The organism is Butyrivibrio proteoclasticus (assembly GCF_900115735.1).
GTDB lineage: Bacteria > Bacillota > Clostridia > Lachnospirales > Lachnospiraceae > Butyrivibrio > Butyrivibrio proteoclasticus_B.
The window spans coordinates 1-16,394 of sequence record NZ_FOXO01000036.1 but is presented as its reverse complement, the minus strand read 5'-3'; the positions used below and the strand labels follow the sequence as shown (position 1 = coordinate 16,394).

Genomic DNA, 16,394 nt, shown 5'->3' with positions numbered 1-16,394 from the left:
TTTCGTTATTTAACAAGTTCTTTTATTGCTTTCCAGTCAGGGCATCTTGTGAAGGCCTTGCTTGGAAATTCACATTCCCTGTTCCAGGGCCTGTCAACGACCATTACCTTAAGATCAGGAAGATGGTCAAAAAACTTAAATGCCATAGGTGAGTCTTCAATGGCATAGTCAAATTTCATTTTGTAGTAATCTTCCAGCTCAAGATTGAATTCGCTGTTCTTGATAAAACTGTCGCGCCCGTATTTATTAAGACAAAAGAGCTTTACCCTCTTAAGATTATGTTCGTCAAGCCACTGCCTTGAAGCTTTATAAGCGCTGTCAGGTCTTCCTGTAATGATAGATACATCGTGGCCTTCGTCAATCCAAGTATTGATAGTCGTGGCAGCTCCCGGTGTCTCCTCATAAGAAAGAAGAACCTCAGGCCTGTGGCCTTCCAGCATCATATCTTCATATTCCTTATCAGTAAGATCAAAAGATCTTTTGAGATCAAAGAACTTTATATCTTCGTAAGGCACGTCCTTGTTAAACATCTCTTTTACAAGTATGGAAAAGTGCTTGGCAGTTTCACATAAACAATCGTCAAAATCAATATAAATATTCATACTTCGTTTACTCCATTTTTCTGTTCCGTAAAATGACACATTAAGAGTATATGTATATGAAGTGAATTGGTCAATTTTTTTAAGATAACATACCTTCTACATCATCAATAGTCATCTCAGCTGCAGGGTTAAACGCATTTGAATCCATATACCTGTAGATACTGTGCAAAAGAGCTCTCGCTTCAGGGTATTCCTGGAGGTCCCAAAGGCCCATGGAGGAAGCCATAAGCTTGCCGCCGTTGCACTTTACTTCAAGAAGCTGTGACATTGGACGGAGTGTAGCATAGCTGTCCATCTCAGTTACAAGAGTGTCCATGTATTTTGGAAGGATGAAAGCTCTCTGTGAAGCCATTGGCCACCACTGGTAGTTGGTAAACTCTTCGGTAGGGAAGTCATTAAATAAAGGATGGTCTTTTTGAATGAGCTGTCCCATGGTTCCTTCCTGGTTAGGGAAAGTTCCAACTGACCAAAAGTCCGTAGAAAACTGAGCTTTAGCAGAGTGTGGAATGGATTCCTGTGTTGAGTGCGGAGCAAGGAATACTTTGCCGCCGCCTTCCAAAATTTTTATTGCCTTTTCGTCAAGGACTTCAGTTTCGTATATTGAATCAGGACAAATTGGCTTATCATCCGGGTAAACCCACACAGGGTAAGTGTTTCTAATGTCAGTGTTTTCATAATAAACAATCAGATCCAGTCTTTTAGGAGAAGTGTAATCGTTTAATGGAATCTCAATTGTTCCTACGTTGTTTAGTGTTCCTGCAGGGCAATAAACTTCGCTTAAGTCTCCGCTCTTGCAGGCAGCGGCAGATGTAGTTGCAGCACCATCTGAATGCTCGCAAAGGGCATATTTTACAGGTAAAAAGAAATCATCCTGACTGTAATTGGCAAATAAAACATCTGCTTTTATCACATCTCCTGTAACATAAGTGTATCTGTCAAGAAGAACCAAAAGCGCCTTGGAAGTAAAAAAGCTATTGAATCTTGAAGGCTCGGCAAAAGGAAAAGTTTTTGCTTCAAGGTGAGAATTGAGCATTCCTACAAGAGCTGTTCCTTGTCCGGGGAAGTCCTGAAGTCCAAGAAGAGATAAGCCTGACATTTCAGGAGTTCTCATGACAGCTTCAACTTCCTCACGATAGCCTATTAAGGCAAGCTCACCTGTTGCGGCGATTCTCTTTTTCCATTCTTTATCTGATATACCAAGGGCTTTTAATTTATCCTTTACAATGCTGTAATTATCAGGCTTTGTAACACCTTTGAACTCATCAATCTCGGAGGTGTCAGGAGAGACCTCGTACTGACCAACTTCGAAACCAAAGACAGGTTTGTCATAGTCTTTTCTGAGGTTCTTCATAATCTTTGAGAAGTTGTTTTTTGCATTAGGATAGGTCGTATTAAAAAGCCCTTTAACTCCGGAAAGACGGATGTGCTTGTCCTTAAAGCGGGCAGAAGTGTAGAAGTCGCTCTCTTTATCAACTCCATTTGCGCCGTAGAAGTTGTTTGATCCCCAGGCAAAGAGGCGGGTGTTGTCAGTTCTTTTGGCGATTGATAAGAGCTCGTGCATGTAGGCAACGCCCTCTTCATCTGTTATGAGCTCATTTCCGAGTGAGAGCATGACAAAAGAAGGGTGGTTGGCGTAGGTCCAGAGAATCTCCAGAAGCTCTGTCTGGTAATATTCCTTGCTTTCGCTGCTCTTAAAGGCGTCTCTTGGATTCCAGTGGGAGAGCTCAGGCTGCATCATCATACCAAGCTCGTCAGCTGCAGAAAAAGCTGCTTCCGGAGGACACCAGGAGTGGAAACGCATGCAGTTTACACCGTATGTGGCGTAGGTTTTAAGTATCTTTGTCCAGCTTTCTTTGTCCATTGGAGGAAAGCCTGTTTCAGGGAAAACAGCGCAGTTGGCTTCGCCTCTTAGGAAAAATCTGCGGCCGTTTATTGTAAGCCTTCCCTCGCTATCGTAGGAAAAGTCCCTGATTCCAAAGCGGACATTTTTTCTTGTTATTTCTTTTGCATCAGCTAAAAGAGATACAGTGAGGTCGCAGAGGTTGCCCTTTCCTTCGTCCCAGAGGTGGTCTCCGTAGTTATCGGAAAGTTCAAGATCTGTAAGCTCTATGACAGTGCAGTCGTCAGACGGATCAATGTCTACCGCTGACTCGATGGTGTCTGCAAGGTATGGGCAGCTAAGGACAAGACTCATGTTCGAAGCATTTACAGCGTTTTCAGCTACATCTATAACGATGCGGACATCAAGTTTGTTTCCGTGAGGGTAGACCATAATGTCAGATAAAAAGATATTATCTCTTTCCTCTACGTAGATGCCGCCAATTATTCCGTTCCAGTTAGTCTGGGTCTCATCTGTGGCTGCTGAGGAAAAGACAATGTCTTTGTAAGGAAGCCCCTGATAGGAGTTGTCGCAGGTGAAGGTGATAGTGCTTCCTTTGTGAAGGATTCCCGTAACTTCGAAAACGTAGGGAGTGCTAAGGCACCCGCTGGCGCTTGGAATGTCTGCGCCGTCCACATTAAGACAAAGAGCGCGTGCTCTTTCTGCCACGATAAAAAGCCTCTTATCGGAAGATGGCTCTTCATCAAAGTTTCTCTGAAATGTAGCTTCGCCCTCATAGGTGTAGAGTCTTGTGAACCTGGAGTTGATCCTTGGGTCAGTCTCCGCATCTTTTTCCATGTGTTTGTTTCTGTCTTCAATGTCCGGATGCCAGGGCTTTGCAACCTTGTCATTATTTCCAATCCCGTTGGTATCAAGGGTTCCGGGAAGCTGCCCTTGCTTTTGAACCTGGTTTGCAGTAATCGTCCAATTGCCTGTTAGATCATATCTCATAATTTTCTCCTCTTCTGTATTTAAGCGGTGTTGTGCCGTTTTTCTTTTTAAATGACTGGCAAAATGCGCTCTCGTCGCTAAATCCAACCTTTTCAGCAATATCACTTATGCTCATATCCGTTGAGGATAAGTAGTATTTGGCGGACGAAAGCCTTGTATCAATAATGAACTGGTGCGGCGTTACGCCTGTTTTTTTCTTAAAAGCTCTGAGAAAGTAATAGCTTGTAAGACCTGCAATCCCTGATAGTTCATCAATTGAAATATTTTCTGAAAAATGATCATTTATGTAGCTTAAAACCTTTTGGAAATTCTCGCTGTTTCCGATGATCTGGGTATTTTCTGAAGTCAGCATTAGGTTCAAAAGATTGTGGATCATCAGCGAGTAATCGCCCTCGGAGCATTTGTTTTTACTCTCATTCATGGACTCAATTATCTTGTGGCAAAGACTCTTTATGGGCTGCAGGTTCTGCGGGGTTAAGATGTTTCCCTTGGAATTAATTATGGCTTCGTAGAAGTCTTTGCTCATGTTGCCATCAAAGTGGATCCAGGAGATGGTGGTTTTCACAAGGCTCTTATAGGAGTGAGGCTCATAGCAATTTATCAATAAAATCTGACCGGGATATACTATGCATTCTTTTCCTGAAATGCAGGCTGTAAGTTCACCGGTTTCAACAATTATCATGAGGTAACTGTCATACCTTTCACGACTCAGTTCATACCCGGGAAGGTATGTGAATCTACCTGCCACAACCGGATAGAAAAAGAGCTTTTGAGCTGTGGCAGAGGCATAGTGGAAAAAGTATTCAGAATCCCTTGAAACGTACTTTTCTGAAGATTTCATAAGCATTTCCCTGGTTGAGAAAAAATTCTTTTAACATAGAGGAATTATAGCACTGGCAGGTGGCTCGCACAATAGAGCAATATTTTAATAAAAATTACCAATTTTTTCACTTGATGATAGCTCTTGGGTAACTGAAAATGTAAGTAACTAGTCCGGGGCTTGCTCTGAATAGTTACGAATGAAATAACAATAGTATCCGCAAAGGAGAATAGACATGATAGATGCAAAAATATGGGAAGAGAGCGTTCTAATCCCAACTTACGAGGTCGGAAAGCCTGATATAAATCCAATGTTTTTGGAGAAGAGAGTGTATCAGGGAAGCACAGGAAAAATATATCCTTATCCTTCAACCAATGAGATCAGCCGCACCAAAAAGGATGTGGCCTGGAAGGCAGTTTTTCTTGAGAATGAGTACATAAAGGTGATGATCCTTCCACAGCTTGGAGGCAGGATCCAGAGAGCCTATGACAAGACAAACGGCTATGATTTTGTCTACTACAATCAGGTGATAAAACCAGCTCTTGTCGGACTTACGGGGCCATGGATCTCAGGAGGCATTGAGTTTAACTGGCCTCAGCATCACAGACCTACAACTTATTCTCCTGTAGATTATAAGCTTGCGCAGAACAGCGACGGCAGTGTAACTCTGATCACAGGCGATGTTGACCAGATGTATGGAACAAAAGAGATAACCAAGTTTACCCTTTATCCGGGGAAGGCTTTTATAGAAATCACAGGGCAGCTCTATAACAGAACACCGCTTCCGCAGACTTTTTTGTGGTGGGCTAACCCTGCGGTTTCTGTAAATGATTACACACAGTCAATTTTTCCGCCAGATGTTCACAACGTATATGACCACGGAAAGCGCGCTGTTTCAAGGTTCCCTATCGCAACAGGTGAGTATTACAAGCATGATTACAGCGAGGGTGTGGATATTTCAAGATATAAGAATATTCCTGTGCCTACTTCATATATGGCTGAGAAGTCTGATTTTGACTTTGTTGGAGGCTATGACTATAAGAAAGAAGCAGGTCTTTTGCATGTTGCTGACCATCACGTATCACCGGGCAAAAAGCAGTGGACATGGGGGTGCGGTGACTTTGGAAAGGCATGGGACCGAAATCTTACAGACGAGGATGGTCCATATATCGAGCTTATGACCGGCATGTTCTGCGACAATCAGCCTGATTTCTCCTGGCTTAAGCCCTATGAGGAGAAGGTATTTAAGCAGTACTTTATGCCATACAAGAAGGTCGGCCAGGTAAAAAATGCAACGATCCATGCGGCACTTAATGTTGAGGTGAAGCCCGACAAGGCGCTCTACATCTGCGCTTACGCGACGGAGAAGTATAATGACGCTACCCTTTCAGTCCTCTATGGTGGTGAAACTCTTTTTTCAGAGAAGGTTGCAATTTCTCCTGTGGATATCTGTGAACGTGAGCTTGAACTTGGCAAGATTCTGAAAGGAAAAGGTTCTGAAGAGGACTTTGATAAGAGCAGGATCAGGGTGACAGTTACAGATAATATTTCGGGAAAAGAGCTTGTTTCCTTCAAAATCCTTGAGGAAAAAGACCCTGAGTTTGCTGAGCCTGCAGAGGCAGTAAAGGACCCTTGCGATATTCAGACCAATGAGGAGCTCTTCCTTGCAGGCAACCATATTGAGCAGTATCGCCACGCAACATTTTTACCTGACCCATATTACCTTGAGGGCTTGAAGCGCGATCCCGGGGATATCAGGATCAACAATGCCTATGGACTTCTTTTGCTTAAAAGAGGCAGATTCGACCTTTCGGAGAAGTACTTTAGAAAAGCGATCGAGAGGCTTACAAGGCTTCATCCCAATCCTTACGATTCCGAGAGCTTCTACAATTTGGGACTATGTCTTTTTTACCTGGAAAAATATGATGAGGCTTATGATGCGTTCTACAAGGCAACCTGGTCGGATGAGCAGAAGGAGAAATCTTTCTACTACCTTTCGGCTATTGCGGCAAGAAAACATGAGTATGAAACGGCCCTTGATCTGATAGACGAGGCTCTTGTGAAAAACAGTCATAGCACAAAGGCGAGAGCTTTGAGGGCAGCTATTCTCTATAAGCTTGGAAGAAAAACCAAGGCTCTAGACTATACCTGCGAGAACTTAAAATACGATACTTTTGATTTTGTGTCAGCTTATATCAGGACTTTGCTTGTGGGCGAAGGAGCAGAGCAGTTCAGAAAATTTACAAGGAACTTCCATGAGACCTTCCTTATGGTGGCAAGGGACCTTGCTGAAGGCGGATTCTATGAAGAGGCTGTAAGCGCCCTTGATATCTACGACGGTGATAATCCAATGGTCCATTATTATCGCGGCGCATATTTTGAGAAACTGGGTGAAAAAGAGAAAGCTTTTTTGGCATATAAGAAAGGGGAAAAGGCAGATCCTGCTTACTGTTTCCCTAATAAGCTTGAGGACATAGCAGTTTTGAAAGCTGCGATAGCTGCTGATGATGAGGGCTCAAAAGCAAGGTATTATCTGGGATGTCTGTACTACGACAAGCTTCAGTACGACCTGGCAATTGAGATGTACGAGGCCTCCCTTGAGATATGCGATACATTTCCAACTGTTTTAAGGAACCTGTCAATTGCCTACTACAACAAGAAAAGCGCCCCTGAGAAAGCCCTTAGCTGCCTTGAGAAAGCCTTTGACCTTAACAGGCAGGACGCAAGGGTGTTCCTCGAACTTGACCAGCTCTATCAAAAGCTCAACAGACCTTTAAAAGAGAGACTGGAAAAATATAAGGAAAACATTGGCCTTATCGAGAAGAGAGATGACCTTTATACAGAGTATGTGACACTGCTCAACTCGCTTAAGATGCATGAAGAGGCCCATGAGAGGATCACAGGCCACAGCTTCCAGACCTGGGAAGGCGCAGAAGGGAAGATCACAACTCAGTTTAAGGTGTGCCTTTTAGAGCCGGCAAAAGAGCTGATAAAAGAAGGTAGGGCAGGTGAAGCAAAAGACAAGCTCCTTGAGGCTCTTTCATATCCTGAAAATCTTGGTGAAGGCAGACTTGAAGGCACGAAGGATAACCATATTTACTACAACCTTGGATGCTGCTTAGAAATGCTGGGTGACAATGATAAGGCAAAAGAGTGTTTTGAGAAAGCCACCCTTGGAGCCATGGAAGTTGCAGGAATGATGTACTACTACGACCAGCCTGCTGATATGATACTCTACCAGGGACTTGCATTTGAGAAGCTTGGAAATAAAAGAGAAGCCAATTCAAGGTTCTATAAGCTCCTTGATTATGGGCAAAAGCATCTTCACGATAAGTTCAAAATGGACTATTTTGCTGTATCAATGCCGGATATGTCAGTGTTTGATGCAGATATGGACAAAAAAAATAAAGCCCATTGCTATTATCTCATGGGACTAGGGTTTATAGGCCTTGGAGATAAAGAAAAAGCAATGGACTGCCTTAAAAAGGTTATTGAAATGGATAATACGCATCAGAATGCATATATTTATTCAGAATATTCACTGTAATTATCAAGGAAATGATGGCGCTTTCCATCAGGCGTCTTGTAGGCAACAAGGGCGTTGAGATGAACATTCTCCACACTTTTGAAGATGTTTGCTTCTATATAAGGGCTTCTTTCTCTGAGCTCTGAAATAAGAGATTTTATCTCAGCGCGCTTGCTGCCCTTATCTGTACCGCCGCAGCTTGCGCAGCTCTCTGTCAGCCTGCAGGCGCAGTTGATAAAAGTGAGATCATTGTATGCCATCCATTTTTTGATGTCCTCTTCTCTGATGAGGTAAAGAGGTCTTATAAGTTCCATGCCCTCAAAGTTTGTACTGTGAAGCTTTGGCATCATAGTCTGTATCTGACCACCGTAGAGCATTCCCATCAGTATGGTTTCGATGACATCGTCGTAGTGGTGACCAAGGGCTATCTTGTTACATCCAAGCTCTTTTGCCTTACTATAAAGGGCACCACGTCTCATTCTTGCACACAGGTAGCAGGGTGAGCCTGAAACTTCCTTATCTACAATGTCAAAGATATCTGAGTCGAAAACAGTTATAGGAATCTGCATCAGTTTGGCATTGTTGATAATTGTGGTGTAGTTTATGTCGTTGTAGCCGGGGTTCATTACCATGTATACTACTTCAAAGTTCTTTTTACCATGCCTTGAAAGCTCCTGGAATAGCTTAGCCATCAGCATGGAATCTTTTCCACCGGATATGCAGACAGCAATCTTGTCCCCGTCCTGGATGAGGTCGTAGGTGTTGATCGCTTTTGTGAACTGGCTCCAAAGCTCAGGCCTGAACTTCTTGATGATGCTTCGCTCGATTTCTTTGCAACGCATTTCTTTTTCATCTTCGTCAGAGAGCTGATGCTCTATAGTATATCTGTAATAGCTGTAGATACCGCCTTCTATGCTGTAAATCTCGTAGCCCTTTGGAGTAAACTCTTCACAGATCTCTACTGAGTGCTTTCCCGAGTAACACAAAAGATAAATTGGCTTTTCTTTTGACAGTTCATTTTCATGATCAGAAAATGTTTCCCAGGAAATATTCAAAGCTCCCGGGTATGAACTTTTATTGAAATCCTTTTCTTCACGAACATCGATGACAAGCTTGTCTCTGCTGTCTTCAATCATTTCTTCTATTGTTTTTGTGTATAACATATCTTTTCCTTATTATATAAATCAAAAAATCTGTAAAGTGTCTATGAATGTTATCATACTTTTTTTATCTATTCAATGGTGCCAGAAATAATTAAAGGAAGTATAATTGAGGAAGAATGTGCAAATGCAAAAGTTTGCAGGGAGGATTATATGAAGAAAAAACTGATTGGAATCATGTTGGCCTGTGCATTTTTAGTTTCTGCATGCGGGACTGATCAGAAAAGTGCGGGTGAGGCCACTTCTTTGGAGGCTACAACAAAAGATGCGTCAAAAGATACATCGGAAAATGTCCAGACTTCAGCTAAGGCAGAAACTGAGGCGGATGCTGTTGAGGCTACATATGCAAACTTCCTTGCGAACAAGGCAAAAGTTCATATAAATCAGGACAGGGACTTTGGAACATATTTTTCTTTTGAAAAGGATAAAGACTTAAATTACACTCTTGAGGAACTTACAAATGTGATTATTTCCAATTATCTTGGGCAGTTTGAGGGAGCCAAGATTGAGCTTGAAGGAATCGAATACTCTTATCTTGACTGTGGAAATGATGGCAATGAGGAGCTGGCAGTCTGCATCCACACACCTTCTATAGAAGATTGGGCGGAGTACCTTGTTATAAAAGAAATTGATGGTAAGCTTGAGTGCCTTTATTCCAATGAGGGCTGGTCACGAAGCAGAGTCGGAATCAATAAATACGGATATATTTACGGCGACGGATCAGGCGGAGCTTCCAATCATTATTTTGAAAAGAGCTACATAGATGCCCGCGGAAACTGGCATTATATCTACGGTGATGAGACTACAGTTTTTGACTGTTCAGATACAGAATATCCTGGAGATATCTGGGGCGGCGAAGGTGAGCATGTAAGTCTTGAAATGCCACTTCCTGGAAGTTTTGTTTTCTTTAGCTTTGATTTTAATAATACAGAAGATGAGAAGGACAATATATTCAGCTACGCGCAGTATAGCGGCGACTATGAAAATGACAACGGTCTTGGGGGATATTTCTACTGCAAGCTTATTGAGGACGACGGCATATATGACGATGAGTACCCTCTGAAGAAGTTCTATGATGCAGTGGGAATTGAGACCATTTCTATAAAGGAACTCAATGAACTCATTAGGGAGAAGGCAGAGGCGGAAGGGTTCACACCGGAAATTGCTAGCGCTGAGGATGTTGAGTGGAAGGACCTTGAGTACACTTTTGATCCTGACATAGAGACCTTTAATGCTGACAATTTTATTGAAACAAGTGCCTTTTTCCCGATATATCTTTCTCTCAGAAATAATGAGGATGCAAGCACGATCCTTCATATAAATGCTGATGGCAGCGTGGAAGGTTCCTATTATTCATCTAATTATTCAAGTGAAAATGGAAATGAGTCAAAAAAGAACGAGTTCACAGGCAAGTTTGCCTTAAAGAAAAAGGTTAGTGACACTGAGTTTGCAATCACTCTTTCTGACCTTACCCTCAAGAATGAAGCAGGGACGGAGGTTGTAAAGGAGACAAAGACCGGCGTTAAGACACATACATATTTTGTGACACCACCGGGTGTGGATGACGACGGCAAAAACTTTACTTTGTATTTGCCCGATACTCCGGTTTCTTCACTTCCCGATGAAGTGTTAAATGCCCTTGGTGATTACTGGCGTGAGCAGCTTAGCGAGCGTGAGACCATAGGCAAGTGTATTCTTTTTGGAAACGATGGTAAAAAATATCTTTGGCTGGAGTTTTGATTGTTGTATAATCGAAATTAATTTAGGCCGGATTAGGGTCAGGTTTTAAGCGATAAGGAGGAGTTTATGAGTACTAGAATTGGAATCCTGGGTTATGGAAACCTTGGTAAAGGTGTTGAACTTGCAGTTAAGGCTGCTCCAGACATGGAGCTTGTAGCTGTTTTTACAAGAAGGGATCCTTCTTCTTTAAAGATAGCAACAGAAGGTGTTCCTGTTGTTTCTGTTAAGGATGTTGCTGATTACAAGGATAAGATCGATGTTATGATCCTTTGCGGAGGAAGTGCAACAGATCTTCCTGTTCAGACTCCTGAATATGCAAAGCTTTTCAATGTAGTTGACAGCTTTGACACACACGCAAGAATTCCTGAGCATTTTGCAAACGTTGATGCTTCTGCAAAGGAAAGCGGTAAGATTGCAGTTATATCATGTGGTTGGGATCCGGGAATGTTCTCACTTGCAAGAGTTTATTCAAATGCTATTCTTCCGGATGGAAATGATTACACATTCTGGGGCAAGGGAGTATCTCAGGGACATTCAGATGCTATCCGCAGAATCAAAGGCGTTAAGAATGCAAAGCAGTACACAATCCCTGTAGAGAGCGCTCTTGAGGCAGTTAGAAACGGAGAGAATCCTGAGCTTACAACAAGACAGAAGCACACAAGAGAGTGCTTTGTTGTCCTTGAAGATGGTGCAGATGCTGCAGCAGTAGAAAAAGAGATCAAGGAAATGCCTAACTATTTTGCTGATTATGATACAACAGTTCATTTTATCAGCGAAGAAGAGCTTTTAAAGAACCACAGTGGAATGGCACACGGCGGATTTGTGTTCAGAAGCGGCAAGACAGGCGCTGACAAGGAGCACAATCATATTATTGAATATAGCTTAAAGCTTGATTCAAACCCTGAATTTACAACAAGCGTTCTCGTGGCAGTTGCAAGAGCAGCAAAGCGCATGAATGACGAGGGTCTCAAGGGATGCAAGACAATCCTTGATATTCCACCTGCTTATCTTTCAGACAAGAGTGGAGAAGAGCTTAGAGCACATCTTCTTTGATCCAGGGTATAAGTCATGAAAACTAAGAAGCGACTGTCTATTAGAAGTAAAATACAGATAATGGTCATGGCTATCATTGTCGTAGCTCTTTTGATAACTAGCACAGTTAGTGTAATTAGCATGCTCAGAATCAGGTCGCAGGCAAAAGACATACTGAAAGCCAGAATGGAGAGAAATCTTTCTAATACAGTAGTAAACAAGGCAACTTTAGCCAATGCTGAGCTTCTTAGATATGCGGAATATACAACAGCTCTTTCGGATTATATATCTGAGCTTTATGGGGCACCGGAGAAATATAAGCCAAGAGAGGTTTTGCCTCCGCAGCCCCTTGATAATAACAAGGAAGTTATGAAAAGATATCTGGCTACAAGGGAGATTTCCTATGAAAATGTGAAAGACGAGATAGGTCTTTTGGGGAACGCCGAGCAGATATTTGTTCCTGTGTATAACAGTGACATAAGTAATATTGTAGCTATTTATCTGAGCACAAAGTCAGGAATTCAGATATCCTATGATGCTGATTCCGAGATGACAGCCAATAGTGATGGCAGCGAAGTTTATTACAACTATTACGGCAGAGTATGGTATGACCTGGCCAGGAAAAAAGGTAAGGTCTGCTTTACTGATGTCTATATGGATGATTACAACAGAGGCATGATGATAACATGCGCAGCGCCCTTTTACAGCGAACTAGGCGAGTTCAAGGGCGTTGTGTGCATGGATATGCTTATTGATGATCTGTATTCAGCTATTGTTGATTTTGATGTTTTGGCAGGAGACGGCGACTATGCTTTCCTTGTGGATGGAAAAGGATATGCAGTTTTACCTAAATATAAGGATCTGAACATCAAAGATGACAAAGAGATGAATGATGAACTCATAGAAGCTATCATGTCTGGGGAAACAGGGGTAACTTATTCTGAAATATCAGATTGCTATTTTGCATATTCTCCAATAGAGAGTACCAATTGGAAATTATGCATCAGAGTGCCGCAGAGCATGATCTTGGAGCCGGTTCAGGATATGAGTTCCAAGATTCTTACAAGCATGGTCTGGTTTATTCTTATTTTTATCCTGGTAGTTTTCATGATCACAGCTATAGTGAGAAGCTTTGCTTTGAATTTTACGGAGCCGCTTTTTGCGCTCAGGAAAGATGCAGAAGAGATCAGTAACGGAAATCTCGAGCATGTGGCCAAGATTTATAGTAATGATGAGATTGGAGATCTTGCTGTAAGTTTTAACAACATGGCTATTTCTCTTAAGGATTACATTGCCAATCTGACAGCTATGACTGCTGAAAAAGAGAGGATCGGAGCGGAGCTTTCTGTAGCCACTAAGATTCAGGAAGATATGCTTCCCAGAAAATTCCCGGCGTTTCCAGATAGGAATGAGTTTGATCTTCATGCGACCATGGATCCTGCTAAAGAAGTAGGTGGCGACTTTTATGATTTCTTTTTACTGGATGATGATCATATAGTTCTGGTAATGGCTGACGTTTCCGGCAAGGGAGTTCCGGCGGCGCTTTTCATGGTCATTGCCAAGACACTTATCAAGAACCGGGCGTTCATGGGCGGTTCTCCTTCAGAGATTCTGGAGTATACCAATGAACAGCTTTGCAGCAGCAATGATTCGGATATGTTTGTTACTGTGTGGATAGCTATTATTGAGATTTCCACAGGTAAAGGAATTGCTGCAAACGCAGGCCACGAGCACCCTGTCTTAAAAAGAGCCGGTGGCGACTATGAACTTGTTGAGTATCGCCATTCACCTGCTGTGGCTACAATTGAAGGTTTACATTTTAAGGAGCATGAATTTGAGCTTCACCCGGGGGACAATATTTTTGTTTATACGGATGGAGTTCCTGAAGCTACAAGTTCAGATAATGAGCTCTTTGGGAATGAGCGGATGCTTGAAGCTCTCAATAGAAAAAAAGATAGCAATTCCGCAGAAATATTAGAAAATATGAAGCTGGCTATAGATGAGTTTGTCGGGGAGGCACCTCAGTTTGATGATATAACTATGCTGGCATTTAGATATTTTGGAAAACAATAACGGAGGATAGTATGAACAACCAGAAAATTGGAACAAAATGTGTGCAGGCGGGATACACACCGGGGAACGGAGAACCTCGTCAGATACCTATTATTCAGTCAACAACATTTAAGTATGACACAAGCGAAGATATGGGTAAGTTATTTGACCTTGAGGCTTCAGGATATTTTTACACAAGACTTCAGAACCCTACTAACGATCATGTTGCTGCCAAGATTGCAGCCTTGGAAGGCGGAAGCGCAGCAATGCTCACTTCTTCAGGTCAGGCAGCTAATTTCTTTGCACTGTTCAATATCTGCGAGTGCGGAAGTCACATTGTGGCTTCTTCTTCAATCTATGGAGGAACATTTAATCTTATCGCTGTAACAATGGCTAAGATGGGAATTGAGGTTACATTTGTTTCACCTGATGCTGATGAAGACGAACTTAACGCATCATTTAAGGAAAACACAAGAGCAATGTTTGGAGAGACAATTGCAAACCCTGCTCTTACAGTTCTTGATATCGAGAAATTTGCGAAGGTTGCACATGCTCATGGCGTGCCGCTTATCGTTGACAATACTTTCCCAACTCCTGTAAACTGCAGGCCTATCGAGTGGGGAGCTGATATTGTAACACATTCTACAACAAAGTACATGGATGGCCATGGGGCAGCAGTTGGCGGTGCTATTGTTGATGCCGGCAAGTTTGACTGGATGGCTCATGCAGATAAATTCCCCGGTCTTACACAGCCTGATGAGTCTTATCACGGAATTGTTTACGCTGAGAAATTCGGAAAAGAAGGTGCATTTATCACAAAGTGTACATCACAGCTTATGAGAGACTTTGGATGCATACAGTCTCCACAGAATGCATTTATCCTCAACCTTGGACTTGAGTCTTTGCATGTTCGTATGCCAAAGCATGTTGAAAATGGACTTGCAGTAGCTAAATTCCTTGAAGGTCACAAGAAAGTCGTTAAGGTTAATTATCCGGGACTTGAATCAGACAAGTACCATGAGCTTGCCAAGAAGTATCTTCCAAACGGTGGATGCGGCGTAGTTTCCTTTGAACTTGAAGGTGGAAGAGCCGCAGCAGAAAGCTTCATGAAGAAGCTTAAGATAGCTGCAATCGAAACTCACGTTGCAGATGCAAGAACATGTTGCCTTAACCCTGCAACATCTACACATCGTCAGCTTACTGATGAACAGCTTGAGGCAGCAGGTATCCCTGCAGGTCTTATCAGAATCTCCTGCGGACTTGAAGACTCTGCAGATTTAATCGCAGACATTGCTCAGGCACTGGAGTAATAAAAGAAAAAACTGAAAAGCAGTTGTGAAAAATGGTTTCTCATTTTTCACAGCTGCTTTTATGTTGTGGATTAGTGTGAGCATTCTTTAGTTGTCAGTTCATCATTTATTAAACAGATCAAAAAATTGATGAAAACAGATATATGTATCAGGAGCAATAGTTCATTTATTAGAAAAGCTGAAGTTGCGGCTCCGTACGCCACCATTGACTGAGCCTGAGGAAAACGCCTTGGTCTGCGAGCCGACGGTGATGATGATGGGAACAGTAGATTTTCTCGCACCGTCGGATTCAGCATTGTAGCGTTTTCCTCAACCCCCCGTCAATGGCAAGCACCTTCGGTGTGTCTGGGTACAAGTGCCTCAGGCTCTGAATCCAGGAACAGTAGGGGCGGCTACTTTCAAGGCTCCATGGACGCAGTTTTCGCATGCCGCATACAAAGCGTTACAGAATTGCTTTGACATATAGCTTGTTTTAAATAGCTCACAACCCGCAATAAAACGGGATTTGGGCACATTTCCTGTTTTTCAAGATTACCACATCCCTCGCCAATTCTTTTGACTAGTGATTTTGGGTATATACGGCATTTTTGAAGTTTACACACCCTTTTATAGGTGGTTGATCGTCTCATATCACTCATTCAATGGATGTGTAGTTCTATTTTTTCTCGTATATGCCCATTTTCGCTTCCCGAAAATTCTGCCGAGGGATGTGGTAACTTAAAAAGTATAGCTATATACCCATTTCACTGTGACAACCTGGAGATAGGAGAAGATTTTTGAGTGATGTATGAAAGATGTAGGAGAGGATGTAGGATAACTGCTTAGATATTGTTCATCTTATCCTATGGTCTTAACAATCCGTATAGTGTGTTTTCTCATGAGTAGGATAAATGCTCAATTTTAGTGCCTTTTATCCTACGAATTTACCATCATGATAGTGAATTTTGCTCCTGAGTAGGATAAGTGTTTGATTCTTACTCTTTTTATCCCACTCGTATTATATAGTCATACCCATTCTTTACCTTTTCTATAGGTATAGGGTATGCTGTTGAAGATGCTGTGGATTGGTTTTGTCCCACTACCGCATAGACGGTTTCGAATAGGCTCCAACCACAGCCTCTTTGTCACAATGTTAATCAGTTAGATACCGCATGACGGTTTATGTAGAACGAGGTTACATCGGCAGAGAGTCCTGTGGATCCAATACAGCGTCAAATACTTTTAAGGAGGATCACATGTATGATCTATGTTGGTATCGATGTTGCAAAGGATAAGCATGATTGCTGCATCCTGGGATCAGAAGCCGATAATCTCTATCCGGT

At 42.3% G+C, this 16,394-nt stretch carries 9 protein-coding genes; 5 read left to right on the top strand and 4 right to left on the bottom strand.

Annotated features, from left to right (window positions below):
• Positions 1-5 precede the first annotated feature (5 nt).
• From BM146_RS16345 to BM146_RS16335, 3 genes are all read right to left on the bottom strand, one after another.
• The gene (locus BM146_RS16345) at positions 6-602 is read right to left on the bottom strand and encodes a 5' nucleotidase, NT5C type (protein ID WP_074891388.1); all 597 of its coding nucleotides are present in this window, start codon (positions 600-602) and stop codon (positions 6-8) included.
• Positions 603-681: 79 nt separating this feature from the next.
• Positions 682-3,432 carry a glycoside hydrolase family 2 TIM barrel-domain containing protein gene (locus BM146_RS16340; RefSeq protein WP_074891386.1) on the bottom strand — a complete coding sequence of 917 codons (2,751 nt, stop codon included), beginning with the start codon at positions 3,430-3,432 and terminating at the stop codon, positions 682-684.
• A complete protein-coding gene (locus tag BM146_RS16335) occupies positions 3,422-4,273 on the bottom strand; it encodes an AraC family transcriptional regulator (protein ID WP_074891383.1) in 852 nt (283 codons plus the stop codon). The genes BM146_RS16340 and BM146_RS16335 overlap by 11 nt, the downstream gene beginning before the upstream one ends.
• A 214-nt stretch (positions 4,274-4,487) precedes the next feature.
• Between BM146_RS16335 and BM146_RS16330 the strand changes: the two genes are divergently transcribed.
• Entirely contained in the window at positions 4,488-7,799 is a 3,312-nt protein-coding gene (locus BM146_RS16330) for a DUF5107 domain-containing protein (protein WP_074891380.1), read from the top strand.
• Here the strand turns inward: BM146_RS16330 and BM146_RS16325 are convergent.
• Entirely contained in the window at positions 7,778-8,941 is a 1,164-nt protein-coding gene (locus BM146_RS16325; RefSeq protein ID WP_074891377.1) for a PP-loop family protein, read from the bottom strand. The two genes, BM146_RS16330 and BM146_RS16325, sit on opposite strands and share 22 nt — an antisense overlap.
• A 150-nt stretch (positions 8,942-9,091) precedes the next feature.
• On the opposite strand from BM146_RS16325, the gene BM146_RS16320 reads away from it, so the two are divergent.
• The 4 genes from BM146_RS16320 (at position 9,092) to BM146_RS16305 (ending at position 15,072) form a co-directional block, all read left to right on the top strand.
• Positions 9,092-10,678: a hypothetical protein gene (locus BM146_RS16320; protein WP_074891374.1), complete on the top strand. Its 1,587-nt coding sequence runs from the start codon at positions 9,092-9,094 to the stop codon at positions 10,676-10,678.
• Positions 10,679-10,744: 66 nt separating this feature from the next.
• The gene (locus BM146_RS16315; protein ID WP_074891371.1) at positions 10,745-11,731 is read left to right on the top strand and encodes a diaminopimelate dehydrogenase; all 987 of its coding nucleotides are present in this window, start codon (positions 10,745-10,747) and stop codon (positions 11,729-11,731) included.
• A gap of 15 nt (positions 11,732-11,746) precedes the next feature.
• Positions 11,747-13,783 carry a SpoIIE family protein phosphatase gene (locus BM146_RS16310; RefSeq protein WP_083413611.1) on the top strand — a complete coding sequence of 679 codons (2,037 nt, stop codon included), beginning with the start codon at positions 11,747-11,749 and terminating at the stop codon, positions 13,781-13,783.
• An 11-nt stretch (positions 13,784-13,794) separates the two neighbouring features.
• On the top strand, positions 13,795-15,072 hold the full coding sequence (locus BM146_RS16305; protein ID WP_074891367.1) for an O-acetylhomoserine aminocarboxypropyltransferase/cysteine synthase family protein: 1,278 nt from the start codon (positions 13,795-13,797) through the stop codon (positions 15,070-15,072).
• The last annotated feature ends 1,322 nt before the right edge of the window (positions 15,073-16,394 follow it).